A 26494-nucleotide genomic window follows, 5' to 3' on the forward strand; every position below is an offset into this window, starting at 1 on the left:
GTACGTTCAATAGGAGAATACCAAGGAGATCGCTATGTTCGATCTAGTCCCGCAAAACTGCCAAACACCGAGGATCGCTGTCTTTGGTGTTGGCGGCTGTGGCTGTAACACTATCAAGCAACTCAGTCTGTCTCCACTCGGTGACAATGTCGAGTTGATCGCAGTTAATACCGATGCACAGTCTTTACTGATATCCAACTCAAGTACCCGATTGCAGATAGGCCCCGAGACGACCAAAGGCCTTGGGGCTGGGGCGAGACCACAAAAAGGGTTTGAGGCGGCAGAGGAGTCGCAAGCTGCACTTCGAGAGCATATAGAGCTGGCGGATATCATCTTTGTTACTGGAGGTATGGGCGGCGGCACTGGCACTGGCGCAATTCCCTTTATGGCTGCTATTGCGAAAGATTTAAATAAGCCCTTAGTTGCGGTAGTGACGACGCCATTTAGCTTTGAGGGTCATCAAAGAGGCCTACTTGCTCAAAATGGTGTCGATGACTTGATGCAACATGCAAGCGCTGTAATTGTGTTACCTAACGATCAGTTAGTTAAAGCGCTTGATAAGAAAGTGAGCATAGTGAATGCCTTTTATGAGAGTAACCGTATTTTACAGGATGTACTCCAAGGCTTAACGACCACCATTAGTCAGTCTGGACTCATCAATATCGATCTTAATGATTTTATTGCAGTGGTGAGTCACCAAGGCCGGGCGGCAATGGGCGTTGCTAGGCAGGTGGCGGGCGAAGATCTGCAACTGACTATCAATAAGGCCCTTAAAAACCCGCTATTAGAGGAAGTTAAACTTTCCAAGGCTAAAGGCGCAATAGTGAGTGTGATGGCAACGGAGAGTATAGAGCTGAGCCAATACAACAGTATTGGTGAAACCTTGCAGCAGCAATTGGACCCAAGTGCATTGGTGATTATTGGCCTCACTATCGTCCCTGAACTTGATTGTGAGCTTGAGCTGATGGTGATTGCGACGGGCATTCAAGAGGGGGCCGAAAGCGAATTTGAAATATTTACCGAGCTGCAACAGCCAAAAGTTACAAAGTCTCAAGATCAGATTCAAACGAAGTCGCACAATGAACGCTTTGACGCAAATGAATTAGTCAATCTGCATGATTTTTTGAAACAGAAATCGACATCTAGCGCAAATGAAGATCATGGTGATGATGAGCTTGAGATCCCAACTTATACCCGTAACCAAAGGGCGGTAAATTAGTCATTGAGATGTAGTTTGGTAACAGCCATAAACAAGATAACCCCTTGCGGGGTTATCATTTTATTCAAGCATAAAATTGAGTCTTACGACTAAAGCTTCCAGCTATAACTTCCTGCTATAACTACAGCAAGTGGTTATTCAGCCTTAACGAAATCACTTTCACGAGCGAATTTAATCGCTTCGTCACACAGTTTGATTTGCTGCTCTTTATTTGCCGCTTTGAACTGGTTCATGTAAGCATCTAGCGCTTCGCTGGTCTCTTTTGACATGATCATCTCTTCGATGCCAGCAGTCTTATGAGCCATCATAGATTGGCCTACAATGCTGCCCTCAATTTGCATATCATGCTCGGCATAGAAGGTTGTACAAATCATGAGGCTTGCCATGCCAAGGGCTGTTTCTTTATCTAGGTTTTCTGCCGCAGCGTGACCTGCGAATAAACAGCTTACAAGACCTGCAATTAGTACTTTTTTCATTATGGTGAACCCTTTTCTCATTCCATCAATGGATCTGTTATCTAGATGATATGGCATAGCATTCTATTATTTATGGGGTGCTATGAACTGATATAAAGGCTAGCATTTACTAATTATTAGGTATGTGATTCTAAGCTTAATTAGTGGGGTTCGGTTTGTTTTTGTGTGGTTAGTCACGCTAGAAACGCAGATTTTAGATGTAAAAAAAGCTAAAAAATCCTAAGTTATTTAGTCTGCTGATTTTATGGACAAATTTGCGCCGTTCTCTAGTGATAATTTTTTAAGCAGACAGCTTATGTCGACTTAGTTACATCTATTTGCAACAGAAATTAGTTGCTACTATGCCGCAGTAATTTATCAATCAGAGGTTGTAAATGGAGCTTAGGCGACACGCTGTTGAGTTCGGTTTTCTGCAAGGGATTTTTTTCTGTAATGGGGCAAGACTTTGTGAGCAGGGCTTGACCATAAATGGCAAACTTTACCCTTATCCTGAGTTTGATAAAACCGTAGAAGTGCGAGAAGGCTGGTTCACCCAAACCTTAGTTTGGGGAGACAAGCGCTTTAGCTTTTTTCGCTTTATCGACAGTAAACCTCTGTTTAAGCATGCCTTACGCAACCACTTATTACATAACAAAACTCAGTTACAGTTGAGTTATGATGATCTGCTCGCCGATATTAGCCGCTTCGATAACAGCTTCGCTCTGCACAAGCGATATTTACGAGACTCCGATAAGCAGCAACTACAGAGTCAGTTTCAAGACTCATTAGCCACTTTTAATCAGGTCGAACATTTCAAAAAGCTGGGATTTGACACCAATAGCTTTAACTGCAGACTGGCAAAGTTTATTAAGCAGCCAGAGGCTTTTACGGCCAAATATAATCAGTGGTGGCAGCAAAAGCAGCTCGATGGCTATCAAGAGTTGTTTGATTCGTTAGAGACGCACCCCTTGACGTCTCTACAGCGTGAAGCTTGTGTCGTTGATGAAAACAATACGCTAGTGATTGCTGGAGCCGGTACGGGTAAAACCAGCACCATGGCGGCAAAAGCGGCGTATTTGGTGCAACAAGGGTTAGCCACACCCGATGAGATCTTGATGCTGGCATACGGAAAAGATGCCAGAGTTGAGCTTGAGCAGCGTGTTGCAACTATTCCCGGCCTTACCTCATTGAAAGTGAGTACCTTTCATGCTCTGGGTAAGGAGATGCTTCAGTATTATTTAAATCGTTCGACACAAGTCTCTGTGCTGGCAAGTGACGATAAGCGGTTGACCCAATTTGTCGATCAACAGATCGATGAGATCGTTGCCGATCCACAGATGGCTGATCCTGTTGCCGATTATTTTGGACGATACCTGTACCCTCAAGTCAATGAGCTGGACTTTAAAACCGAGGGACAATATCGCGCTTATCTTAAAAATAATGAGATCCGTGCATTATCAGGGGATCGCGTTAAAAGCTTTCAAGAACTGACCATCTGTAATTATCTCTATAGTCACGGTATCGAATTTAAGTACGAACCTAAATATTGCACTGGTAGCGGCGTGGAGATCACTGAGCCGGGCAAGAGTGTGTATCAACCGGACTTTTATATTCCTCTCCTTGATGCCTATTTAGAACATTTTGGCATCGATAGGCAGGGCAACACGCGTCCCGACATAGATAAAGAGTCTTATAACCAAAGTCGGCAGTGGAAAATCGCGCTGCATCAAGAGTATGGAACCTGTTTGCTGCAAACCTTCAGTTGGCAGGCTGACTATCAGAATGAGGGTGGTTTAGAGAGGAGTCTCGAGACCTTATTGTGTGATCGCGCTGCAGAGTTAGGGCTTGCCCAACATGAACTGTTCAAACCTATTTCGCCAGAAGAGGTGTTCGCTCAGGTTAAGCACTTAGGTGTGTATCGTAATGTCAGCCGCTTGATGTCGAGTTTTTTGGGATTATTTAAATCATCAAGCTATACCTTAGCCAAGCTTGAGTCTTTAAAGCTGACAGCAGGTTCGAACAAGAAGGTCGCAAGTTATAACCAACTTAGGTGGAAGGCGTTCTTGCATCTGTTTAGATGGGTGCATGATCGTTATGAGGCCCATCTTAAGTCCCTTAACACATTAGATTTCTCCGACATGATAGGCGAGGCGCTAAAGGTGACTCGTGCAAAGGACTTTCATCAACGAACAGCCGATCGCTTCCGTTTCAAGTACATCATGGTCGATGAATTTCAGGATATTTCTCCCGAGCGCGCTAAGCTAATCACTCAGTTAAGGGATTCAACGCCGGGCTGCGCGCTATTTTGTGTGGGCGATGACTGGCAGGCTATCTATCGATTTACCGGTAGCGATCTGGGTTTAACCACTCAATTTAGTCAAAGCTTTGGGGCTACCAAAACGGTGATGCTGGATAAAACCTTTAGATTTAACAATCAAATAGAAAAGGTGGCATCGCGGTTTATTCAGGCAAACCCTGCGCAGTTAAAGAAGCGCCTTACTACCCATAGTGTGAGTGACGGCCCTGAAGTTTGCTTGTTGATTAATAACAAACAGACGGCACTGGCACAGGCATTTGATAGTATCGATGAAGTCACAAGGCCGCTAGAGGCTCCTAAGCTTAAAGCATCTAAGCCTGAGGTATCCAAGTTTGAGACAGCGAAGCGAACGACGGTGATGTTGATTGGCCGCTTTAATGCATCACTCCAGGATCTGAGTCATTGGCAAAAATCTTATCCGCAGTTTGCTATCTCCGGTTTTTCGGCTCATGCCTCTAAGGGTAAACAGGCAGATTTTGTTATCGTACTCGATGTTAATGATGATAAGTATGGCTTCCCCTGCAAAATTGATAGCGACCCGATCCTAGAGGCCTTGCTACCCAAGCTCGACAGCTTTGCCGACACTGAGGAGCGCCGCCTGTTTTATGTGGCGCTATCTCGGGCTAAAAAGACCGTGTTTGTTCAGGCGGAACTAGGCAAAGAGTCTGTGTTTATTAAAGAGCTACGCCGCTTTAAGGAGGATATTCGGGTTTACTTGAGCGATCTTGCTCCCTTTTATAACGAGGCTTTGTGTTGCCCCAATTGTAATGAGGGCAAGCTTATCCCCAAAGAGGGACGCTATGGCCTGTTTTACAGTTGCTCTTTGGGGCAAGAGTATTGTGATACTAAGCTTGATTCCTGCTCCGTTTGTCACAGCGCAGCTATGCTTAGAAATGAATCTTTTCACTATTGCACTAGCGAGAAATGTGGACATCGTCAGCAAGTCTGCCCCGAATGTCTGTCGGGTAAGCTGGTTCTGCGTACCAATAGCAAAACCAATAAGCAATTTTTAGCCTGTAGCCAACATCGAAGAGGCGATGCTAATAGCTGCCACTTTACAACGAATAACACAACTACTAGCACAACGAATGACTCTGCAAATATTGCGGATAAAAAATCCGGCAGAGCAGCGTGATTTACATTTTCTGGTGGGAACATTGCGAATTTCTGCCTTCAGTGCTTTTGATGCTTACGATTTATTTGGTCGTAAAGGAGGGCTTTGGGTCAGCTTTATAGCTTGTTAGGTGTGTGAACATTTTTGATGTAAGCGCAGCATGTTAGGGTTTTTACGCTGTTTTAGTATTTGTTTAGACAGACCGTTTGGCTTGAATCTCTACTAAGCTTGATGTTCTATAGTTAATACAAGCCGTTGCAACCGTTTCTGTGCGTTGAGGCGATTGTCTAACTCATCTATTAAAGCGTGTATAAAAAGCGAGCTAAGGGTCAGTTTTATGTCTAACTCTCATCAGCCTAAAAACAAGTTTATTTTACATTCAAGCTATCCACCATCTGGCGACCAACCTGAAGCCATTGCTCGTTTAATTGATGGCATTGAAAAAGGGGCAACCCACCAAACATTAAAAGGGGTTACTGGATCGGGTAAAACCTTTACCGTAGCCAATGTTATCCATAGGCTTAAACGGCCAACTATTATCTTGGCCCATAACAAGACATTGGCCGCCCAGCTATATAGTGAGATGCGGCATTTTTTTCCTGAAAATGCTGTCGAATTCTTTGTATCCTATTACGATTATTACCAGCCTGAGGTGTACCTCCCCGGTAGCGATCGCTTCATCCGTAAAGACTCTGCGATTAATGAACATTTAGAGCGTTTGCGTCTGTCTACCACTAAGGCTTTGATAGAGCGTAGAGACGTGATTGTTGTTGCCTCAGTATCATCCGTGTATGGCTTGGGTGACCCCGATGCTTATCGTTCTTTGCAGGTTAAGCTCAGTTTAGGGCAGGCCATTGAGACAGAAGCGTTAATTGAGCGTTTAGAAAGGCTGCAGTATAGCCGCTGTAACCGTACCATCAAGCGGGCGACATTCTTAGTTCGCGATGGAGCGGTCGATATTTTCCCTGCAGATTCAGAACATAAGGCGCTGACCCTTGAGATAGCTGATAACCATGTAAACAAGCTCTATTGGATCGATGCCATCAGCGGTGAAAAACTTGAGGATGTCGACGAATATTATGTGTCGCCTAAAACCTTGTATTCAGTGTCTGTAGAGCAAGTCGATTTAGCCTGTGAGCAGATCATGAAAGATATGGAGCTGCAGGTTGCTTCATTGACCGTTGAAAATAGGCTGACCGAGGCGGCTAGATTGTATGAGCGAACCATATCTGATCTCGATCTACTTCGTCAGCAAGGTTATTGTCCCGGTATAGAAAATTATGCATCTTATCTAAATCAGCGCGATCCAAAACTGCCACCAACGACATTGTTCGATTACCTGCCTAAAGATGGCTTACTGTTTATCGACGAATCCCATGTGATGGTGCCACAAATATCGGCGATGTATAAGAGCGATCAGAGTCGTAAAAATACCTTAATCGATTTTGGTTTCCGTCTTCCCTCGGCGCGAAATAACCGACCATTAAGCTTTACCGAGTTTGAGAAGATAAAGCCACAGACGATTTTCGTCTCCGCAACACCGGGCAGTTATGAGTTAGAGAAATCCAAACAACATGTGTTTAAGCAGATCATCCGTCCAACTGGGCTACTGGATCCTGAAATTGAAATACGTCCCTCAGAGAATAATATTGAAGACTTAATCAAGGAGATAGAGCTAAGAGTGGCCCGTAACGAGCGGACACTCGTGACCACCTTAACCAAGAAAAGCGCCGAGACACTCAATGACGTTATCGCCGCAAAAGGGTTAAAGGTCAGTTACTTGCATTCAGATGTGAAAACCAACGACAGAGTCGAGATCATCAATGCCCTTCGCGCCGGAGACTATGATGTGCTAATTGGCATTAACCTATTGCGAGAAGGTTTAGATATTCCTGAAGCATCACTGGTAGCGGTGCTCGATGCCGATCATGCAGGCTTTTTACGCTCTGAGCAGGCGCTTATCCAAATTATCGGACGAGCAGCTCGGAATGAAAATGGTAAGGCTATCCTTTATGCCGACAAAATGACCTTTGCTATGCAAAAAGCGATAGATGAGTCTTCCGAGCGCCGAGGCCATCAGATGCTGTATAACATGGCTAATGGCATAGTGCCGAGCTCGTCTAAGCGAAAACTCGATTCTGACGATCAAGCTCATGTTGCTGTCGGCGCGATGGACAGAGCTAAATTTTGTGAAAGCCTATCTGACCTGTGCCAACAGATCACCGCAAAAGAGAAGGAGTTACTGCAGCTGGTGGATGAGGAGGGCGCTGAGCAAGCTAAGCATATTCGAGAGCAACTGATTGTACTTTATCGACAGTTTATCTATATGTAACGTTTATAGTTCACTCAGGTTGTTATACTGATGCCAATTTGGCTGGCTTTCAGAATAATTAAGGGTGGAATGCGTGATTAACACTATAAAAACAATGCTTAATCTAATATATTAGAACATTAAGGTGAGTTTGAATGAAGCGCCACAGTGTCTTTTTATGCTGAGGACGTTTATTTAATAGGGAGAGAAATAACTTGAAGCACAAGACCATGATAATGTTGTTAACTAGCTTATTGGCTGCAGGTTCAATACAGGCAAATGAGAGGGTTAACATAAGTAAAGAGGTTACCGGTATTGCAGGGTTAACTCCTAAGGAAGATCTCTACAACTTAAGCGTATTCGACAATAACTTCATCTTACCTGTCTATCAAACTCAATCAGCAAATCAGGTTTACTACGCTCCACAGAACCCCAACACTGGCGAGATCAGTGAAACAAACGTTCAATTTCAGTTCAGTCTAAAATATGGCATCGCCAATAATTTATTTACCGATAATGACGGTTTTTATATCGCTTACAGTCAAATATCAAATTGGCAGGCTTATGATAAGTCAGCATATTTTCGTGATTCACAGTATCAACCACAAGTGTTTTGGTTTTGGCAGCACTCAGATGAAAGTGAAGTTTGGCAAAGCACTAGCATAGGCTTTGAACACCAATCAAACGGAAAAGGCGGAGTTTACGAACGCAGTTGGAACCGGGCCTATATGGAGTTCTCTTTAGCTTTTGATGAGCTTGAAGTCAGCATTAAACCATGGATAAGGACTGATTTTTCAAATATAGATTATAACCCCGATATTGAAGATTATATGGGTTATGGTTCGGTTAGAGGCGACTGGTACGTGGGTGAGCATCAGATTAGTTTAACGGTCCGTAACTTGTTAGAAAGTGGTTTTTCTAAAGGCTATGAGGAGTTAAGCTGGCGATTCCCCATTTACAAGGGGATAAAAGGCTACTTGAAGCTGCAAAGCGGTTATGGACTCACTATCTCTGATTATAATCATTTTGATAATGCTGTAGGTATTGGTATCGCGCTTTAGCAAAAGAGTGAGTTAAGCAGTAAAAGTGATTCATTGGCGGGTTGTGTTCTGAGCAAAATGTTGGGCTAAGGCTAAGGCTAAGGCTAAGGCTAAGGCTAAGGCTAAGGCTAAGGCTAAGGCCAAGCCAGCGGCATGCTTAAAGCCCGCTTTCGCTTTGCCCAGTACTGATACAAGCAATGTATCTAAATACAAAGAATACGACTCCAACTACAGCCCATTCACTTGATCTATTGTTTTATGTGCAATGACCATGCTCTATAATTTCGTAACTTAAACGGCTTACACAATTTACACATAACCCTATTCTTAGTCTTGTTAACTTATCCCACTGAGACAATTTCAATGAACAATTTTACCAGCTGGTTAGAGTCTAAAAAGCTTAAACAGCAAGTGGTTAACCCTAATATCCAAGTGGGTGAATATTCCTATTACTCAGGCTTTTACCATGGCAAATCCTTTGAAGACCAAGCGGTGCGCTACTTGCTCGGCGATGGCTCAACTATCGATGTATGGGAAGCAGGAGTGTTTGGCGAAGTTGATAAACTGATTATCGGTAAGTTTTGTTCAATCGCCTCGGGCGCGTGCTTTATGCTAGCGGGTAATCAGGGTCATCGTCTCGACTGGATCTCTACGTATCCATTTTCCGCAGAAGAGTTCGGTGATGGGGTAAAAAGTGGTTTCGAGCGCGCAGGTGATACTGTGATTGGCAATGATGTATGGATCGGTAGTGAGGCGATGATCATGCCTGGGGTGACCATAGGTGACGGCGCAGTAATTGGGGCGAGGGCGGTTATTTCTAAAGATGTCGCGCCTTACAATGTGGTCGTTGGCAGTAATAAGCTAGTGAAACAACGCTTCGATGATGCATCGATAGACCAGCTATTGGCGATGAAATGGTGGGACTGGCCACTCGATAAGCTTAAAGGGGCTATGGCGATTTTATGTAGCGGTGATATTGACGCCTTACATCAATACCATCTTAAACATCCGTAAAATAAGTTAATAAAAAATGGCGCTAACCGTCATAGGGTTAGCGCCATTTTTTGTATTTATTTGTCGCTAGAAGCCAGCTAACTAGGCGATTTTCTTCGCTTCATTCTCAGCTTGGCTTGCCATGTACTCATCGAAAGTACCTTGGAAGTTTACCAGTTTCTTATCTTTTACATCGATGATGCGCGTTGCCAAAGATGATACAAACTCACGGTCATGGCTGACGAAAACGAGTGTACCTTGATACACTTTAAGTGCGTTATTAAGCGCCTCAATTGCTTCCATATCCATGTGGTTAGTTGGTTCATCCATAACGAGTACGTTGATATCCATCATCATCAACTTACCGAATAACAGGCGGTTTTTCTCACCACCCGAACAGTTACGTGCTTTTTTGTTGATATCGTCTTCGGTGAATAATAAGCGACCTAGCATGCCACGCACCATGAGGTCGTTATGCTTTGGCTGACGCCACTGTGACATCCAGTCAAATAGCGTTAAATCGTTATCAAAGTCTTTGCTGCTATCTTGCGGGCAGTAACCGATAGAGGCATTTTCAGACCATTTGATCTCGCCTTGGTTGTTTTGTAATTCATTCACTAAACAACGTAAGAAGGTTGATTTACCTACACCGTTCTCACCAATAACCGCAAGCTTGGCGCCAGCTTCTAAAATGAGCTCGCCGCCTTCAAATAGCATTTCACCGTCAAAGCCATGACCGACATTTTCAAGGATCAATGCCTGGCGGTGCATCTTTTTACCATCTTCGAAACGCAATGATGGTGTCATGCGGCTTGAAGTTTTAACTTCATCTAAGCTGATTTTTTCGAGCTTTTTAGCACGAGAACTTGCTTGTTTTGCTTTAGATGCGTTTGCACCAAAGCGGTTAACGAAGTCTTGGAGTTCGGTCATTTCAGCACTTTTCTTAGCGTTACCGGCTAATAGCTGCTCTTGGATCAGCGCAGAGGCTTCCATAAAGTATTCGTAGTTACCTGGGTAAATACGTAGCTCACCGTAATCGATGTCTGCCATATGGGTACAAACAGTGTTCAAGAAGTGTCTGTCGTGCGAAATGATGATCATTGTGCACTTGCGCTTGTTAAGCTCTTCTGCCAACCAGTTAATGGTATGAATGTCCAAGTTGTTGGTTGGTTCGTCAAGTAACAGAATGTCAGGGTTTGAGAATAAAGCCTGTGCTAAAAGTACACGCAGTTTCTTACCTGGGGCGACTTGGCTCATCAGGCCAAAATGCAACTCTTCTTCAATACCGGCTTCAAGTAGGATTTCACCGGCACGGCTTTCGGCGCTGTAGCCGTCCATTTCTGCAAACTCGCTTTCTAGCTCGCCTACGTACATGCCGTCTTCTTCACTCATCTCTGGTAGTGAATAGATGCGCTCACGCTCTTGCTTAACTTCCCACAGTCTTGCATCACCTTGAATTACCGCGTCAATTACGCTGTATTCTTCAAATGCAAACTGGTTCTGGCTCAAGGTACCCACTTTTTGACCTGGCGTAATTGAAACATTACCTGAAGTCGGTGCAAGCTCACCACTTAGGATCTTCATGAAGGTGGATTTACCACAACCATTTGCGCCGATTAAGCCGTAGCGATTGCCGTTACCGAACTTAGCGGAAATGTTTTCGAATAATGGCTCTGGGCCAAACTGCATCGTGATGTTTGCGGTAGAGATCAAAAGAGTATCCTGAGTGATTAATAAAACGTGAAAGCCAAAGACGTTAACAGGTTACGGCAAGTAATCCTGTTATGGAGGCAAAACAGCCGCGGATTATACAGAGGTCGACGCTTAGATGTCGAGCAATCAAACGTTGTAAAGCGCTTTATTCATCTATTTGATTGGTTTTTGTAGAGAGCGATAGCTCCCTACTGCTGTTTCTAATAAAAGTGATTCGCCGATAACACTTGGGCTACAGCGAGTTGAGTCATTTAAAGGGGGTTATTTTACAACCGTTCCTCTAATGATAATGTCTGATAACTTGTCACAATTGTCAGACTCAATTGCTCTAATTAATTGGGTCACAGCATGATAGCCAAAATCTTCAACATCATGTCTGATACAGGGGATCGATATACCAAAATTCTTTGCGGTTTTGATCTCATCGATGCTGTAGAAGTGAATATCAGAACCCAGTTGGTAATTATGTACAACACTTGCCTCTAAGGCTCCTAGGGTTATTTGGTTGTTTAAACCAATAATGGCATCGGGTTTGTGTTGCCCTAGGTAATCTTGGACTAACCTTTTTGCCAGTTCGGTATTAAAGTCAGCTTTAATCACATCAATAATGACCGAAGAACCTGCTTCCTCTGCCGCCATCTTAAGCCCGGCTAATCTTGCGTTAGCGACTTTAGAGTTGGGTGAACCCGATACGATTAAGATCCGTTGAAAGTTATTCGATATTACCTCTTTGCCTAGCTTGTAGCCTGAATCGATATTATCTAAGTACACCCCGCAAACATGGGGCGCATCGATATGTCTATCAAGCAAGACTACTGGGATCTCTAACTTTTTCAAGGTGGAGAAATAGGCGGGGGTATAGTGTTCATCTTCAGAAATGACTGCAATGATGACACCATCGATATTGTAGCTAATAAGGGTATTTACCGCATTTTGCTCGATGCTCTGTGATTCATCAGAGCTGAATAACAGGCAGTTGTAGCCCGTTTTATTGGCGCTACGAATAATGGACTTAACAGCGCTAGCAAAAAAAGGGTTGATAATCGTAGGAACGATAACGCCTATGGTTTTAGATTTTGATTTTAAACCTTTTGCCATAAAGTTTGGGATATAGCCCATATCCTGAGCGATTTTCTGGATCTTCTCACAGGTCTCAGGCTTAACCTTTTCAGGCGTGGATAGCGCTCTACTGACGGTAATCGAAGACACATTTGCTACCTTGGCAATGTCTGCAAGTTTTATCTTTCTCATGTATATATCCCCGGCACCATTTCTTGCTTGTTAATAAATAAACAGCAGCAGAATGAACTCGATACTTCCTTTGTCTGCAGATTTAATTAAACCAATAGTATGTGAATAATTGTCAATGTAACAGCATTAAAATGTTATCGATAACATTTTATGTATTCTGATAGCATTTAACCTCACCTCAGTGTTTTATTTTTGGAAAACAGTTATTTGTTATTGGTGTTATTGAAGTGCTGATTTTTGTGAAGATTCGCGCAAAACAAATTTCGTCAAAATATTATCTTTAAAAAAAGTGTTAATGACATCGATAACATAGTTTTGCAAAAGGGAACCATCACATGAAGGCTTTAGTACTAGAAAAAGTAAATGAACTTGTCTTAAAAGAGGTCGCCGCTCCAGAAGAGGTAGGCGCTAATGATGTGAAGATAAAAATCCAGGCCGTCGGAATTTGTGGCTCGGACGTTCATTACCTATCTCATGGTCGTATAGGACATTTCATTGTCGAAAAGCCAATGATCTTAGGTCATGAAGCAGCGGGGGTCATTACGGCTGTGGGTGCTAATGTAAAACATCTTAAAGAGGGGGATCGTGTGTGTATGGAGCCGGGTGTGCCTCAGCCGCAGTCTCCTGAAACCATGGAAGGGATCTATAACCTAGATCCTGATGTGCAGTTTTGGGCCACGCCTCCTTATGACGGCTGCTGCTCTGAGTATGTCGTTCACCCTGCTGCATTCACCTTTAAAATTCCTGAGCACATGAGCTACGCAGAAGGCGCAATGGTTGAACCTTTAGCCATCGGTATGCAGGCTGCGACTAAAGCGAACATCAAGCCAGGTGATATCGGCTTAGTTTACGGTGCAGGCACCATTGGTGTTATGTGTGCACTATCGGCTTTAGCCAGTGGCTGTGCTGAAGTTATCGTGGTTGATGTGGTTGATGAAAAGCTGGCAACGGTGAATGAATATCAGGGCATTACTGTTATTAATAGCTTAAAGCAAGATGTGGCAGAGGTGATTGCGGCTAAAACTGCCGGTCGTGGCGTGAATGTCGTCTTTGAATGTTGTGGAGTAGAGTCGGTTATAACAACGATTTGTCAACATGCGGCACCTAACGGCACAGTCGTTTTAGTGGGGATGCCTGTTGAGCCGGTTAAGTTTGATATCGTTGCCGCACAGGTAAAAGAGATCACTTTTAAGACCATCTTCCGCTACGCCAATATGTACCCAAAAACCATCAATCTTATCTCATCTGGCAAGTTAAACGTTAAGCCGTTAATCAGCAAAACTTATAAGTTTGAAGATTCACTCGAGGCTTATGCAAGAGCGCTTGAAGCTAACCCTTCAGATGTGAAGATCATGATTGAGATGGAGTAAGCGATGAGTATTGTCGCGGGTGTCGATTGTGGCACGCAGGGAACTAAGGTCATTCTGGTAGATATCAACACATCGGCTGTGTTGGCAGAGTGTTCAGCTCCCCACGAATTGATTTCTGAGTCTAATGGCCGCCGTGAGCAACAGCCTATCTGGTGGATTGAAGCCATGGTTAGCGCGTTTAGTAAGGCGCTGATACAAGCCGATGTAGACCCTAAGGGCATAAGTGCGATTGGTGTATCGGGTCAACAGCATGGCCTAGTAGCCTTAGATAGACACGGTGATGTGATCCGTCCAGCCAAGCTTTGGTGCGACACAGAAACAGCACCACAGAATGCAGAGCTTTTGGAAATGCTCGGAGGCGAGCAGGCGTGTATCGACAGGCTAGGCCTTAGGATTGAAACCGGTTATACCGCATCCAAGATCCTATGGATGAAGCGTCATGAGCCTGAAAACTTTGCCAAAATAGCCCATATTTTATTGCCTCATGATTACCTGAACTTCTGGTTAACGGGTGAGTTTAGCGCCGAATATGGCGATGCATCGGGAACCGGTCTGTTTGATGTGCGTAATCGCTGTTGGGATGAGCATGTTTGCCAACTTATCGATCCTACAGGCAATTTATTCAGGGCGTTACCGCCTTTAAATAGCGCCGAAAAAGCAGCAGGGGTAGTGACTGGTACGGCTAAGGCTCGTTTAGGCTTGAGTGATAACGTCGTGGTGTCTTGTGGTGGTGGCGACAACATGATGGGCGCTATCGGTACGGGTAATGTCAACAATGGCATCATTACTATGTCTCTTGGCACCTCGGGCACTATCTACACCTTTTCAGATAAGCCAGTCGAATTGAAGCACCCTAGTATTGCCAACTTCTGCTCAAGTTCAAATGGTTGGATGCCGCTGATCTGCACTATGAATGTGACCTCTGCAACGAGTCTAGTGCAAGAGGTGCTTAACATGAACCTGACTGAATTTAATTATTCTATCGAAGCGACAAAGATCGGTGCCGGTAACATTTCATTCCTGCAATTCTTTAATGGTGAGCGGGTTCCTGCACTTCCCGATGGTAAAGCATCGATTCATGGCTTAGATGCAGCGAATTTTACCCGCGACAATTTAGTTCGCTCGGTGGTTGAAGGTGCGACTTATGGCCTTAAATATGGCCTAGAGCTCCTGCGTGACGCCGGGATCCAGATCGATCAGATCCGTTTGATCGGCGGTGGAGCTAAGTCTTTTCAATGGCGACAAATGATTGCAGATACGATGAACTGTGAAGTGATCTGTCCAGAGGTAGAGGAGGCGGCTGCACTTGGGGCTGCAATTCAAGCTGCTTGGGCGCTTGACGGTGAGTTAAGTAATGATCTTATCGAGCAGGTAATTGTTCTCAATGAAGACAGTCGCACATTGCCTATTTCCGGCAACGTTGGCTTGTATGAAGTGGCGTATCAGCGCTATATCGATACGCTTTATTGCCAATACCCGCAATTGAATACTCGACGACTCACTGAGGCCAATAATGACTAACACTCCTTTACTCTCTGTTAAGTCGATTAAAAAGTCTTTTGGTGAAGTTAAGGCTCTTAAGCACATTAACTTCACCCTTAATGCCGGCGAAATTCATGCGCTATGTGGCGGCAATGGTGCGGGAAAGAGTACTTTCTTAAGCATTGTAATGGGCTTCTTGCAGCCGGATGAAGGTAGCATCATGGTTAATGGCGAGAGCAAAGTCTTTGCCAACGCCAAAGAAGCGTTACAAGCAGGGATCACCATCGTTCAGCAAGAGCTGAGCATGATCCCCAATTTAACCGTTGCTGAAAACATCTATTTAGGCCAAGAGCCGCGTAATCGCTTTGGGGTGGTGGACTTCAAAACACTCAATCAAAGGGCGCAAACCCTAATGGATGAGCTGGAGTTTGATATTCCTGTCAATGCCATGCTGCATACCTTGAGTGTTGCGCACCAGCAATTGGTTGAAATTGCCAAGGCACTGTCTCATTCCAATGCCAATATTATTTTCTTAGACGAGCCAACCTCGGCAATTGGTGAAGAAGACTCTAAGAAGCTATTCAATGCCATCAAGTCATTAGCGGCAAAAGGCAAAGGCATTGTTTATGTCTCTCACCGCTTGTCTGAAATATTTGAGATCTGCAGTCACTACACCGTATTTCGCGATGGCACCTACATTAGCGAAGGCTTGATCAGTGATATCAATCGGGATCAACTGATTGAACAGATTATTGGTGGGCAAATAAACGAAGAGTTTTCTAAGTTCAATCAGCCAACGGAACAGTTGCTATTAGAAGTCAAAAATTTAACTTCAAAAAAATTCAATGATATCTCATTCAAAGTCAATAAAGGCGAGATCCTCGGCATCTATGGCTTAGTCGGTTCAGGCCGTTCTGAAGTGCTAAATGCGATTTTTGGTGTTGATGAATTCGATACTGGCTCTATCTGCCTTAATGACTCAGAGTTTAAAAAAATCAAACCCAAACAGGCGATTAACGCTGGTATGGCTTATGTAACGGAAGATAGAAAGTCTTCTGGTCTAGTGCTTAGCAGCTCTGTTGGTGACAACATTTCAATCTCGTCATTAGAACAATGCTCCAATGCATTTGTTGTGAATGAAAAGCGTGAGAACGAACGTATTGAGGCCATGATTGAGCTATTTAGGGTTAAAACACCCAATAAAGATCAGATCGTTGGCAACCTTTCTGGTGGTAATCAACAGAAGGTGGTGCTTGGGCGCTGGTCGTTAACTAACCCTGAATTACTCATGCTCGACGAGCCAACCAGAGGTATCGATGTAGGTGCTAAGAAAGAGATCTACAGATATATGTCTGAACAGGCATTGCAAGGTAAGGGGATCATCATGGTTTCCTCCGAGCTTCCAGAAATTATAGGCATGAGTGACCGGATTATCGTCTTTAAAAATGGCGAGCTGATCAGCGAAGTTACCCAGTCAGATGCCAGCCAACAACTTTTATTAAGTCTTGCTTCTTAGGAAAAATATATGAATACATCTGTTGCTACAGATAAGAGTCTGAGATTACCAATTACTCGACTAAAACCAGTGCTACATAAATACGGTATTGTGTTTGCCTTTCTGTTTTTGTGCGCCAGTATTGCGGTGCTCGGTGAGATCTGTATCCAGAAAGGGATGTGGGACAGTAACTATTTCCTGACTCAAGGAAATTTACTTTCCGTTCTACGTCAGGTGTCTATTAATGGCATCTTAGCTGTGGGTATGACCTTCGTTATTATTGTCGCCGGGGTTGACCTTTCTGTGGGGTCGGTACTCGCGCTAGCAGGGATTGTCGCGGCGCGTTTTGTCACTAACTCGACAGATATGCTGATTGGTGGCTTTGACTCGCCAATTCTTCTTCCGTTAATGGTTGCTATCTGTATCGGCGCCATCTGTGGCTTTTTAAATGGCTACATTATTTCAAAGTTCCGTCTGCAAGCGTTTATCGTGACCATGGGTATGCTCTCAGTTGCTCGTGGTATGACGATGTTAACCACTGACGGTAACCCTGTTTCCTCCCTCGATCGCGGTTTTCGTGCACTAGGTAATAGCTACACGTTTGGGATCCCAACCCCAGTGGTTATCTTTGCGGTTATCTTTATTGCAGCTTGGTTTTTGCTAAATAAAACCGTTTTTGGCCGTTATGTATTTGCGGTAGGTGGAAATGAAAAATCGGCTCAAACCTCTGGTATCGACGTACATAAGGTCAAGGTCGCGGTTTATACCTTGTGTGGTGTGATGGCTGCTATTGCAGGCTTAATCCTTACTGCTCGTACAGGCTCGGCGCAAACGAGTGCAGGCTTTGGCTATGAGCTAGACGCTATTGCTGCTGTGGTGATTGGTGGTACCTCTATGGCTGGTGGGCTAGGTACGCTAACAGGAACTTTGTTTGGTGTACTCATTATCGGGGTCATGAATAACGGTTTAGATCTGCTCGGTGTGCAGTCGTATTACCAACAAATTATTAAGGGCCTACTCATCGTTGCGGCGGTGATGCTGGATCCATCTAGAAAGCAATCACGTTAAACATTCTCATCTATAGAGTCTTGTTTAAAGAGTCACTTGAAACTCTTTACTAAAAAAGAGTGCGTTAAAAATAAAAGAAAAAAGGTATGACTAAAATGAAAAAAACCATTATCTCTACATTATTAGGCACAACTTTAGCCTTATCTTCAGGCGCTGCTTTTGCTAAAGATGATATTAAAATTGCCGTATTAATGTATGGCATGAAGGCAGAGTTTGTTCAGCTTATGCAACAAGCTGCATATAACCACCCGTTGGTTAAATCGGGTGAGGTTAAGATCACCATGTATGATGGCCGTTATGATGCACTTGTGCAAAACAACCAGGCTGAGACAGCGATCCGTACCAATCATGACGCAATCATCATCAACCCAATGGATTTCGATGCCAATATTGATGTGGTAGATATGGCTAATGAAGCTGGTATTCCAGTTATCGTCACTAATGCTCGCTTAAATACTGACCAAATGACGGCTGAAGTCGTGTCAGATGACGTTGAAGGTGGTTACTTAGAAGCTAAGTACATCATGGAGCAAATTGGCTGTAAGGGTAATGTGGTTATTCTTGAAGGACCGAAAGGTGGTTCTGGTGAAATTCAACGTGGCCAAGGTAATGAAAAGGCAATCGCAGAATGTCCAGAAGGTGCAGTTAAGGTACTTGAGCGTAAAACTGCAAACTGGTCTCGCGCAGAGGGTATGACGCTGATGGAAAACTGGCTAATGAAGCATCAAGGTAAAATTAGCGGTGTGATTGGTCAAAACGATGAGATGGCACTGGGCGCTATTGAGGCCATTGAAGGTACGGGTGATACCGTTGATAACTATGTGATTGCCGGTATCGACGGTGTGACAGATGCTTTGCACGCCGTTAAGGGTGATAAAATGACATCGATTTTGCAAGATGCCAATGGCCAAATGCAAGGCTCTATCGATGTAGCTTTACGTCATATTATTGGTGAGCAGTATAAGCCAGCATCTGGGGTGTGGCAGCAATATGCGGATCAATTGAACTGGAATAATGGCTTGTCTAAGCGTTATGACATTCCTTGGACCGTTGTTAATAAGCAAAACGTTGACCAGTTGCTAGAAATGCGCAAGTAATGAGTTGAATGAGGTGAGCGTAGAAACCCTGCGCTCACTTATACACTGAGTCGACTAGCCCGATTAATTTCTTGATTAGTAAAAACGTCGGTATCATCGTTCGACATCGTTGAAAACTCCGAAACGATAGCCCCTTCAGCATGTGCCTTAAACCAATGTTTTGCATTGGGGCTTAAGGTCAACTGTTCGCCTTTATTTAGCACAACCTCGTGAAATACGGTGTAATTAGCAAGATCCTTAGGAAGCTCTACTGCAGGCTGTGTCGTTATATTACCTTCGATAAATACACTCACTTTGCCGAATCGGCAGCGAAAGGTTTCCTCTTTACCTTGGCGTGTAGCTGTTGACGGGTGGGTATGCTCCGGGCAAACCTGATGAGGTAACATAATCAGTTCTTTGGCACAGCAGCGCTCGGTGTTGATATAGGTATGAATAATCAGGCCCGTATTGCCAAAGTCATTCAGACCAAAGTCAGTTAACTCAAGTCTCTCAATTTCGTTTTTCGTTAGAAAAATCCCAGATAACGTTAATAGCTCTGTGATCTTGTCATGGATGTTAACCATAGTTAGCTCTCTTTACTTGATGAAGCCAATTCTGCGCTAAGATAATATGGTGGCAATCTAATTTAAATGAAGCGTTTATAACAATGAAGACTGGGTCACACCTAAGTGGTGAACAGCTCGCAATTGACTCAAAAATGAGAGGCATTTTCTATATGGATAGGCTTACCGAGCACAGATGAGCCCTCATTAAATATGGCGCTTTATAGGTTCCTGATTCTGTGTTTTGTAAATAAATGACGTTCTCGAACGATTTACATGGGTGAAATCGGCAATTTCTTGTTATTATTAGCTCATTGTTTTGACCTGCTCAACGAGCAGGCTAAGTATTCATTTAGAGAATATTTTCTATAGAAACATGTTTTTCACATGTTCTGCGATATTTGGACGCCCCATGATTGAACACCAACAGAATAACCCACTTCACGGCTTAAATTTAGAAACAATGCTGACAGAGCTAGTGAAGTTTTATGACTATAAAGTGCTTTACGCCGCCCTAAAACTGGAATGTTTTAACCTAAATCCAAACATGGAAGGTTGCATTAAGTTTTTGAAGAAAACCGAGTGGGCGAGGGAGCGTGTTGAAGCCTTTTACCTTTATCGCTTTAAGCGCATGCCAAAAGGCAGCGAAGCGCAGATGGAGCTAAAGCCACGTGAGCGCGCTTATGCTGATGGCATCGTACCACGTAAAGCTGAAAAGTTAACGGTTGAGCTTGTTGAAGAGATGCGCGCTAAGGCTGAAGCTAACTACAAGGCGATGAAGAAAAATGGCCCGCGTCCTCGCTATGGTAAAGACAAGCCAAGAGCCCAAGACGGCTATGCGCAAAATCGTCGTAGCGGCGGTAAGCGACCTGCAGCATCGCAAGATCCTACTAACCCTTGGGGTAAGTAAGCTTAAGTTGGTTTGATTTAGCATGAATTAGTTTAGCCCGTAAAAGGCTTAACTAAATAAAGGGGGAGCCTTAAAAGGCTCCCCCTTTACTTTTTGTCGAACCGATGAAGTTATACTGATTGGCATTTCTCTTCACTACTATGCATGCCGTGCATAGTGTTGTTTCTGATTATTCATTTGTTTCATGTTTTACCTCACTGTAGGATGCGCGTCTTCTTTTTCTAGCCTGAAATCCAATGCGTTCTCAAACTCTATTGGCGCAGCTTCTGCGCATGACATCTCTACTTATTTTAATGCTCATTTTAGTCCACTACTGTAAACCCTTACTGAATGCATTTGCCTTAAATGCAACAGATGGTGGCTGTCATCAAATGCCTAAGACGGTACAAGACCCCGTTAAAGCTGATTACGGAAAGCAACTATGAGTATTTTCCGTTTTCCGATGCTGGTCTGGTTAGGGATCGGCATTCTCATCATCAGCCTTGGGGTCCGTCAGTCATTTGGGATCTTTATGATGCCTATCTCAATGAGCTTTGATGTGGGCCGCGAATTTTTCAGCTTCGCAATAGCCTTACAAAATCTTTTGTTTGGGGTATTTCAGCCGTTTGTGGGCATGGCTGCAGACCGATTTGGCTCAAAGAAGGTCATTATGCTTGGCGCCATAGCCTATGGCTTGGGCTTGTTGCTTACCTCTTTATCTAGCACGACCGAGGCGTTCTATATATCAATAAGTATGCTGGTGGGCTTGGGCTTAAGTGCAACTAGCTATGTTGTTGTTCTCGGCGCAGTCGCTAAAGTGGTACCGGCAGAGCATACGGCCAAAGCCTTTGGTTTAACGACGGCAGCAGGATCTTTTGGCATGTTTGCTGTTATTCCTGGTGCACAAAGCTTGCTTACTCATTTTGATTGGCAAACAGCGCTGCAGGTGTTTGCACTTCTATGTTGCATCATGCTGGCATTTGCTTCATTTATGAAGACAGCCAAAGTCGAAACCAATATTGGCGATCAGGTCGATGAGCAAACCTTATCACAAGCATTAAAGCAGGCCTGTACAAATCGAAACTACTGGCTGATCCATATGGGCTTCTTTGTATGTGGCTTTCATGTGATGTTTATTGCCACTCATCTGCCGAGTTATCTAGCTGACAAGCATTTAGGCGCCTCAACTGCTGCACTGGCTTTGGCTTACGTTGGGATCTTTAATATCTTTGGCTCTTACTTTTGGGGCGTAATGGGTGACAGATTTAACAAACGTTATGTCATGAGCAGTCTTTATCTGGTGAGAACAGTGGTGATTGCAGCATTTGTGACGCTACCTGTTACCGATAATACCGCTGCTATTTTTGGTGCAGCGATTGGTTTTTGTTGGCTTGGGACTGTACCCTTGACCTCGGGCTTAGTGAGACAGATATTTGGTGCCCGTTATCTATCTACCCTTTACGGCTTGGTATTCTTTACTCACCAGATTGGCAGTTTTCTCGGAGCATGGGTTGGCGGCCGTATTTATGACTATTATGGTAGTTATGAACCTATATGGTGGAGTACCGTTGTCTTAGCCTTTATAGCGGCTTTGCTTCATCTCCCGATTGATGACAGACCTGTGATGATAAAGATTGTTCCAGTATTGAGCTGATAAGTATTTGCAACTTATCAAAAAGAGCCTCTAATTAAGTGGCTCTTTTACTTTCTGCAGAGTACTGGTGAGCTAACGATTATTAAATTACCTCTAAATACGCGTTATAAGCTGAAACTCAATAGGGTGTTATCGATGAAAGTGGCTTAAAGCGCCTTTAAAGGGAATTTAACTGGAGGAAAAACTGGCTAAAAACATCCCGCTTTGTAATTGTTTTACTTGAAAATTGCCAAAATCGCTTAAACACCATTCAAGTTGGTCGGCAAATCACCGCTTAACAACTAATTGCGTTTTTTTGCTTGCAACGAAGGCGGTATCGCCATACTATAGCGCTCGTTCCAAGGCAACAGCCAAACGAACAGCAAGAACACAGTCGCGGGATGGAGCAGTTTGGTAGCTCGTCGGGCTCATAACCCGAAGGTCGTTGGTTCAAATCCAGCTCCCGCAACCAATTCTTGAACAATACAACCGTAGCTCAGTTGGTTAGAGCACTACCTTGACATGGTAGGGGTCGGTGGTTCGAATCCACTCGGTTGTACCAATTCTTTTTTAACAGAATTAAAACAGTTATTAGCGTCAAAGCGGACGCGGGATGGAGCAGTTTGGTAGCTCGTCGGGCTCATAACCCGAAGGTCGTTGGTTCAAATCCAGCTCCCGCAACCAATACAACCGTAGCTCAGTTGGTTAGAGCACTACCTTGACATGGTAGGGGTCGGTGGTTCGAATCCACTCGGTTGTACCAATTCTTTTATAACAGAATTAAAATAGTTATTAGCGTTAAATCGGACGCGGGATGGAGCAGTTTGGTAGCTCGTCGGGCTCATAACCCGAAGGTCGTTGGTTCAAATCCAGCTCCCGCAACCAATTCTTTATAAAAGAATCAAGTTACATGTAGGCCAGCGAAAGCTGGTTTTTTTGTACCTGAAATTCAGTGTCTTTGCCATATTTAAAACTCAGCTGTAACAGTTACCTCGGTGATAATGTAAAGATAGGGATGGAGCAGTTTGGTAGCTCGTCGGCCTCAGCTCTTTATGAAAGGCTGGCGAAGGTCGTTGCCATTCATATATTTAAAGTAATCTAGCTCCCGCAACCAATTCTTTATAAAAGAATCAAGTTACATGTAGGCCAGCGAAAGCTGGTTTTTTTGTGCCTAAATTTTGGCGTATTGGATCTTTTTAAGAATCAATTGATGATTAAAGTCGGGATAGTATGAGCAGTTTGCTAGTTCGTCGGCCTCAGCTCTTTATGAAAGGCAGGCGAAGGTCGTTGCCACTTCTTGTATAAAAAACTATCCAGCTCCCGCAACCAGTGACTGTTTTGATTAATAGATGACTCATACGAGTCATCTATTGTAGTTTCTATAGCTAACAGCAATCTTATTGCAATGTATCTAACTTATCATTTCACTTCTACTTCCCATAAATCGCTTCAGCCAGCAGTCTCGCCGCTTGAGGAATACTTGGCCCCGCTTGTTTGGTGACGGCTGAGTCGATAAATCTTACTGCATCATGATTAACTGCATTAACCTTGTTGGCATCTTCACGGCTGTTAACTTCACTTATTGTGGTGGTGCCGCTGCCAGCTTGTGGCCCCTCAAATACAGGGCCTGTGGCATCAGGCCACATTGGCAGTAAAATAACATCAGGGTTAGCGCTGACCACCTCGGTCCAGGTCACCATCGGAGCGATGCCATCACGCTCGGCGAAGATTGGCGTAGCACCAACAAGCTCCATAAGCTCAGTCATGTAAGAGTGTTTACCCGGAACGCATTTATAGAAGTAGTTGATCTCGTAATAGACCTTAGGCGATGGATGAGCTTGATACTGTTTGCCAATTTCGGTTAACTCGCTCCGTATCGATGTCACCAGTTTGTCGGCTTGCGCTTGATGGCCGATGGTTTCTCCTAATAAGTTTATTTTGCTGTATACCTCATCAAGACTCGACTCCTCCATGTGAATCACAGAGTAACCAAGAGCCTCAAGTTTAGCTTTTAATCCAAGCTGCAAGCTGGTGGCCGTCAGTACAAGATCAGGTTTTAGCTTAATGACATTGTCAACGGTGATATCGGTGAATCCGCCGACTACAGCTAAACGTTTTTGCTTAACACGGTTTGGTACCTCTGCAGGAAAACGTGCGTAGCGAGTCACGCCGACAAGATCATCAATTGCGCCAATCTCTGCAACGGTATGGCTCCAGTTCGGCGCGAGAGAAACGATTCTAAGTGATTGACCGTCTTGGCTGAAAGCAACTTGAGGACCGAGCAGCAGTGATAGTAAGAATATTATCTTGAGAACGCGCGCATACATATAATTGTTAATCTCTAAATGACTCATTTATGCGCATCATGGGCAGTTCTTTAGCAAAGACAAGCATGTCAAAAGCGGATTGCGTACCAGTACACAAATATGAATAGCAGAATGAAAGTCTGTTAAAAACCCCAGTGTTTTTTTTTATTGCACTGCAGACAATACACTCCTTTTTACCTATTTCGAGGTTGTATTGTCTGTACTACTGAGTGTGCGTGATCTGACTCATCGCTATGGTGAGTTTGTAGCGGTCAATAACATAAGCTTAGATATTCAACCTGGTGAGTGTTATGGCTTACTCGGCCCTAATGGTGCTGGTAAATCGACAACACTGGAGATCCTTGAGGGCTTGCTTAAGCCGACTCAGGGAGAAGTTTTGTATCGCGGTCGAGCAATCGATAAAACCTTCAAGCAAGAGGTGGGCATACAGTTTCAGTCGACCACCTTGCCAGATTACCTGACGGTATATGATTGTTTAAAGCTATTTGCCAGTTTTTACCAAAGTCACACGCCAATCGCACATTTGATCAAGCAGTGTCAGCTGAGTGAAATAGCAGACAAGTTGCATTACAACCTGTCAGGGGGACAAAAGCAGCGTTTATTATTGGCGCTGAGCCTGATTAATGACCCCAGTTTACTCTTTCTAGATGAGCCGACTACAGGCCTGGATCCTCAAGCAAGGCTACATTTCTGGCAGCTTGTAAGAGAGATAAAGCAGCAGGGTAAAACCATTATTCTGACGACCCATTATATGGAGGAAGCAGAGCAGCTTTGTGATCGGATTGCCATTATGGACAGAGGGCAGTTTATTGCAGAGGGCACGCCTGCTGATCTACTTAGCGATAATTTCTTACCGCAAATCGTCGAACTCGAAGGAATTTATTCTCAACAAGACTTTGGCGCTTTGCCCATTCGCTTAAGTAAGTGTGCAGGGCGTACTCGGGTGGAGTGTCACTCTTTCAATGAACTGATGACCGCCTTTAAAAAGGCTGCCCCCTCACTAAATGGCATGTCGGTGCGTAAGCCAAATCTTGAAGATCTCTTTTTAAAATTAACCGGTAATGAGCTTCGAATATGAATGCACTGTTTGCCCTGATCAGCGCGCGCAATCTGGAGTTTGTCCGAGATAAGTCTGCATTAGGCTGGTCGCTTCTATTTCCAATTATCATCATTGTCGCTCTGGTATTGGTGTTCGATGACGATAACCCAAGCCTTTATCAAGTGGGTGTTTATGGTGAAGTGCACCAACTTGAGCAAGTTAAGGCTCTAAAACACATAGAAATTATTTATTACGAAGATCTAGAGCAGGCCAAACATAAAGTGTCTCGCCATCTTATTGATGGCTTACTCAGTGGCGATAGCTACTGGGTCAATCCAGACAGTGCCCAAGGCTACATTCTTGAACAGGTGATCTCAGCTAAGTTACCCGAGCTTAAAAAGAGGGCTATTAGCGGAAAGGCTGTACGTCATGTCGAGTGGCTTCTACCTGGCATTATCGGCATGAATATGATGTTCTCCGCGCTTTATGGTGTGGGATATGTAGTGGTTAGATATCGCCGAACTGGCGTATTAAAGCGACTGCAAGTCACGCCGTTGGCACCGTGGCTGTTTTTGGCATCACAGTTGTTCTCACGCCTTGGTGCAACGGTCTTATCTGCTGCCATTGTATTTGTGGTGATTGCACTGATGTTTGATATTCGTCCTCAAGGTAATGTGCTGCTTTTAGTGCTTAACACACTGTTAGGCAGTGCAGCCATGATAAGTATCGGACTGTTGGTGGCGAGTCGTACGCGCTCTGATGAACTGTGTAATGGCCTGTTAAACGTTATTTCTTGGCCAATGATGTTTCTATCGGGGATCTGGTTTTCTCTTGAAGGTAGCAAGCCTTGGGTGCGCTTTTTTGCTGACTGTTTACCTTTAACCCATATGAATGACGCTAATCGAGCGGTGATTATCGACGGCGCTGGTTTGTTGGATATTGGCGATCACCTGTTATTTCTCGTTGCGATTATCCTGATCTGTTTGGGAGTAGCGAGTCGCAGTTTTCGCTGGGATTAATTCGAGTGTTTCAGGAGTTTTACGGCTTTCTGAATCCTGAATGTATAGGGGAAGTGATTAACCTCTGACTTATAAAGCTATACCGCACCATGTTTGCTATTTGCTGCGGTATGTCAAATC

The 26494-nt window shown here is 44.1% G+C and carries 21 protein-coding genes and 5 tRNA genes; 20 read left to right on the plus strand and 6 right to left on the minus strand.

The annotated features are described in order from the left end of the window. Positions 1 to 34: 34 nt before the first annotated feature. Positions 35 to 1219, plus strand: a complete 1185-nt coding sequence (gene ftsZ / locus JMA39_RS02890) for a cell division protein FtsZ (RefSeq protein ID WP_202720311.1) — start codon at positions 35 to 37, stop codon at positions 1217 to 1219. A 134-nt stretch (positions 1220 to 1353) separates the two neighbouring features. Here ftsZ and JMA39_RS02895 read toward each other — a convergent pair whose 3' ends face one another. Then, positions 1354 to 1695, minus strand: a complete 342-nt coding sequence (locus JMA39_RS02895) for a hypothetical protein (RefSeq protein WP_202720312.1) — start codon at positions 1693 to 1695, stop codon at positions 1354 to 1356. Positions 1696 to 2069: 374 nt separating this feature from the next. Here JMA39_RS02895 and JMA39_RS02900 point away from each other — a divergent pair, with 374 nt between their 5' ends. The 3 genes from JMA39_RS02900 (at position 2070) to JMA39_RS02910 (ending at position 8477) form a co-directional block, all read left to right on the plus strand. Continuing rightward, on the plus strand, positions 2070 to 5126 hold the full coding sequence (locus JMA39_RS02900; protein WP_202720313.1) for a UvrD-helicase domain-containing protein: 3057 nt from the start codon (positions 2070 to 2072) through the stop codon (positions 5124 to 5126). A gap of 316 nt (positions 5127 to 5442) precedes the next feature. Beyond that, positions 5443 to 7437, plus strand: coding sequence for an excinuclease ABC subunit UvrB (gene uvrB / locus JMA39_RS02905; protein WP_202720314.1), 1995 nt, complete (start codon positions 5443 to 5445; stop codon positions 7435 to 7437). A gap of 194 nt (positions 7438 to 7631) precedes the next feature. Further along, positions 7632 to 8477 carry a phospholipase A gene (locus tag JMA39_RS02910; RefSeq protein ID WP_202720315.1) on the plus strand — a complete coding sequence of 282 codons (846 nt, stop codon included), beginning with the start codon at positions 7632 to 7634 and terminating at the stop codon, positions 8475 to 8477. 30 nt (positions 8478 to 8507) lie between these two features. Here JMA39_RS02910 and JMA39_RS02915 read toward each other — a convergent pair whose 3' ends face one another. Further along, positions 8508 to 8669: a hypothetical protein gene (locus JMA39_RS02915; RefSeq protein ID WP_202720316.1), complete on the minus strand. Its 162-nt coding sequence runs from the start codon at positions 8667 to 8669 to the stop codon at positions 8508 to 8510. 150 nt (positions 8670 to 8819) lie between these two features. Here JMA39_RS02915 and JMA39_RS02920 point away from each other — a divergent pair, with 150 nt between their 5' ends. Further along, a complete protein-coding gene (locus JMA39_RS02920) occupies positions 8820 to 9470 on the plus strand; it encodes a CatB-related O-acetyltransferase (protein WP_202720317.1) in 651 nt (216 codons plus the stop codon). 81 nt (positions 9471 to 9551) lie between these two features. Here the strand turns inward: JMA39_RS02920 and JMA39_RS02925 are convergent, their stop codons facing one another. Together JMA39_RS02925 and JMA39_RS02930 are read right to left on the minus strand one after the other, a co-directional pair. Next, complete coding sequence (locus JMA39_RS02925) at positions 9552 to 11162, minus strand: ABC-F family ATPase (RefSeq protein ID WP_202720318.1); 1611 nt, start codon at positions 11160 to 11162, stop codon at positions 9552 to 9554. 261 nt (positions 11163 to 11423) lie between these two features. Then, on the minus strand, positions 11424 to 12413 hold the full coding sequence (locus JMA39_RS02930; RefSeq protein ID WP_202720319.1) for a LacI family DNA-binding transcriptional regulator: 990 nt from the start codon (positions 12411 to 12413) through the stop codon (positions 11424 to 11426). A 335-nt stretch (positions 12414 to 12748) separates the two neighbouring features. Between JMA39_RS02930 and JMA39_RS02935 the strand changes: the two genes are divergently transcribed. The 5 genes from JMA39_RS02935 to JMA39_RS02955 all read left to right on the plus strand — a co-directional run bounded on the left by JMA39_RS02935 (position 12749) and on the right by JMA39_RS02955 (position 18925). Next, a complete protein-coding gene (locus tag JMA39_RS02935) occupies positions 12749 to 13783 on the plus strand; it encodes an NAD(P)-dependent alcohol dehydrogenase (RefSeq protein WP_202720320.1) in 1035 nt (344 codons plus the stop codon). 3 nt (positions 13784 to 13786) lie between these two features. Further along, entirely contained in the window at positions 13787 to 15304 is a 1518-nt protein-coding gene (gene xylB / locus JMA39_RS02940; protein WP_202720321.1) for a xylulokinase, read from the plus strand. Continuing rightward, positions 15297 to 16781, plus strand: a complete 1485-nt coding sequence (locus tag JMA39_RS02945) for a sugar ABC transporter ATP-binding protein (protein WP_202720322.1) — start codon at positions 15297 to 15299, stop codon at positions 16779 to 16781. The genes xylB and JMA39_RS02945 overlap by 8 nt, the downstream gene beginning before the upstream one ends. A 9-nt stretch (positions 16782 to 16790) precedes the next feature. Continuing rightward, positions 16791 to 17828, plus strand: a complete 1038-nt coding sequence (locus JMA39_RS02950) for an ABC transporter permease (RefSeq protein WP_202720323.1) — start codon at positions 16791 to 16793, stop codon at positions 17826 to 17828. Between the two features lie 86 nt (positions 17829 to 17914). Further along, on the plus strand, positions 17915 to 18925 hold the full coding sequence (locus JMA39_RS02955; protein ID WP_237732546.1) for a substrate-binding domain-containing protein: 1011 nt from the start codon (positions 17915 to 17917) through the stop codon (positions 18923 to 18925). A gap of 38 nt (positions 18926 to 18963) precedes the next feature. Here JMA39_RS02955 and JMA39_RS02960 read toward each other — a convergent pair whose 3' ends face one another. Further along, the gene (locus JMA39_RS02960) at positions 18964 to 19488 is read right to left on the minus strand and encodes a D-lyxose/D-mannose family sugar isomerase (RefSeq protein WP_202720324.1); all 525 of its coding nucleotides are present in this window, start codon (positions 19486 to 19488) and stop codon (positions 18964 to 18966) included. 391 nt (positions 19489 to 19879) lie between these two features. On the opposite strand from JMA39_RS02960, the gene JMA39_RS02965 reads away from it, so the two are divergent. The 8 genes from JMA39_RS02965 to JMA39_RS03000 all read left to right on the plus strand — a co-directional run bounded on the left by JMA39_RS02965 (position 19880) and on the right by JMA39_RS03000 (position 22874). Next, positions 19880 to 20377: a VF530 family DNA-binding protein gene (locus JMA39_RS02965; protein WP_202720325.1), complete on the plus strand. Its 498-nt coding sequence runs from the start codon at positions 19880 to 19882 to the stop codon at positions 20375 to 20377. 236 nt (positions 20378 to 20613) lie between these two features. Next, on the plus strand, positions 20614 to 20802 hold the full coding sequence (locus tag JMA39_RS02970) for a hypothetical protein (RefSeq protein WP_202720326.1): 189 nt from the start codon (positions 20614 to 20616) through the stop codon (positions 20800 to 20802). Next, the gene (locus tag JMA39_RS02975) at positions 20799 to 22010 is read left to right on the plus strand and encodes an MFS transporter (protein ID WP_202720327.1); all 1212 of its coding nucleotides are present in this window, start codon (positions 20799 to 20801) and stop codon (positions 22008 to 22010) included. Before JMA39_RS02970 ends, JMA39_RS02975 begins: the two co-directional genes overlap by 4 nt. 374 nt (positions 22011 to 22384) lie before the next feature. Then, positions 22385 to 22461, plus strand: a tRNA-Met gene (locus tag JMA39_RS02980). A gap of 13 nt (positions 22462 to 22474) precedes the next feature. Further along, positions 22475 to 22551, plus strand: a tRNA-Val gene (locus JMA39_RS02985). A 45-nt stretch (positions 22552 to 22596) separates the two neighbouring features. After that, positions 22597 to 22673, plus strand: a tRNA-Met gene (locus JMA39_RS02990). A gap of 2 nt (positions 22674 to 22675) precedes the next feature. Further along, positions 22676 to 22752 (plus strand) — tRNA-Val (locus JMA39_RS02995). Between the two features lie 45 nt (positions 22753 to 22797). Continuing rightward, a tRNA-Met gene (locus tag JMA39_RS03000) sits at positions 22798 to 22874 on the plus strand. Between the two features lie 545 nt (positions 22875 to 23419). On the opposite strand, the gene JMA39_RS03005 is transcribed toward JMA39_RS03000, so the two are convergent. Further along, complete coding sequence (locus tag JMA39_RS03005; protein WP_202720328.1) at positions 23420 to 24343, minus strand: ABC transporter substrate-binding protein; 924 nt, start codon at positions 24341 to 24343, stop codon at positions 23420 to 23422. 166 nt (positions 24344 to 24509) lie between these two features. Between JMA39_RS03005 and JMA39_RS03010 the strand changes: the two genes are divergently transcribed. Both JMA39_RS03010 and JMA39_RS03015 read left to right on the plus strand, forming a co-directional pair. Continuing rightward, positions 24510 to 25394, plus strand: coding sequence for an ABC transporter ATP-binding protein (locus JMA39_RS03010; RefSeq protein WP_202720329.1), 885 nt, complete (start codon positions 24510 to 24512; stop codon positions 25392 to 25394). Further along, complete coding sequence (locus tag JMA39_RS03015) at positions 25391 to 26374, plus strand: ABC transporter permease (RefSeq protein WP_202720330.1); 984 nt, start codon at positions 25391 to 25393, stop codon at positions 26372 to 26374. The genes JMA39_RS03010 and JMA39_RS03015 overlap by 4 nt, the downstream gene beginning before the upstream one ends. Positions 26375 to 26494 lie beyond the last annotated feature (120 nt).

It is taken from the genome of Shewanella schlegeliana, from assembly GCF_016765635.1.
Lineage (GTDB): Bacteria > Pseudomonadota > Gammaproteobacteria > Enterobacterales > Shewanellaceae > Shewanella > Shewanella schlegeliana.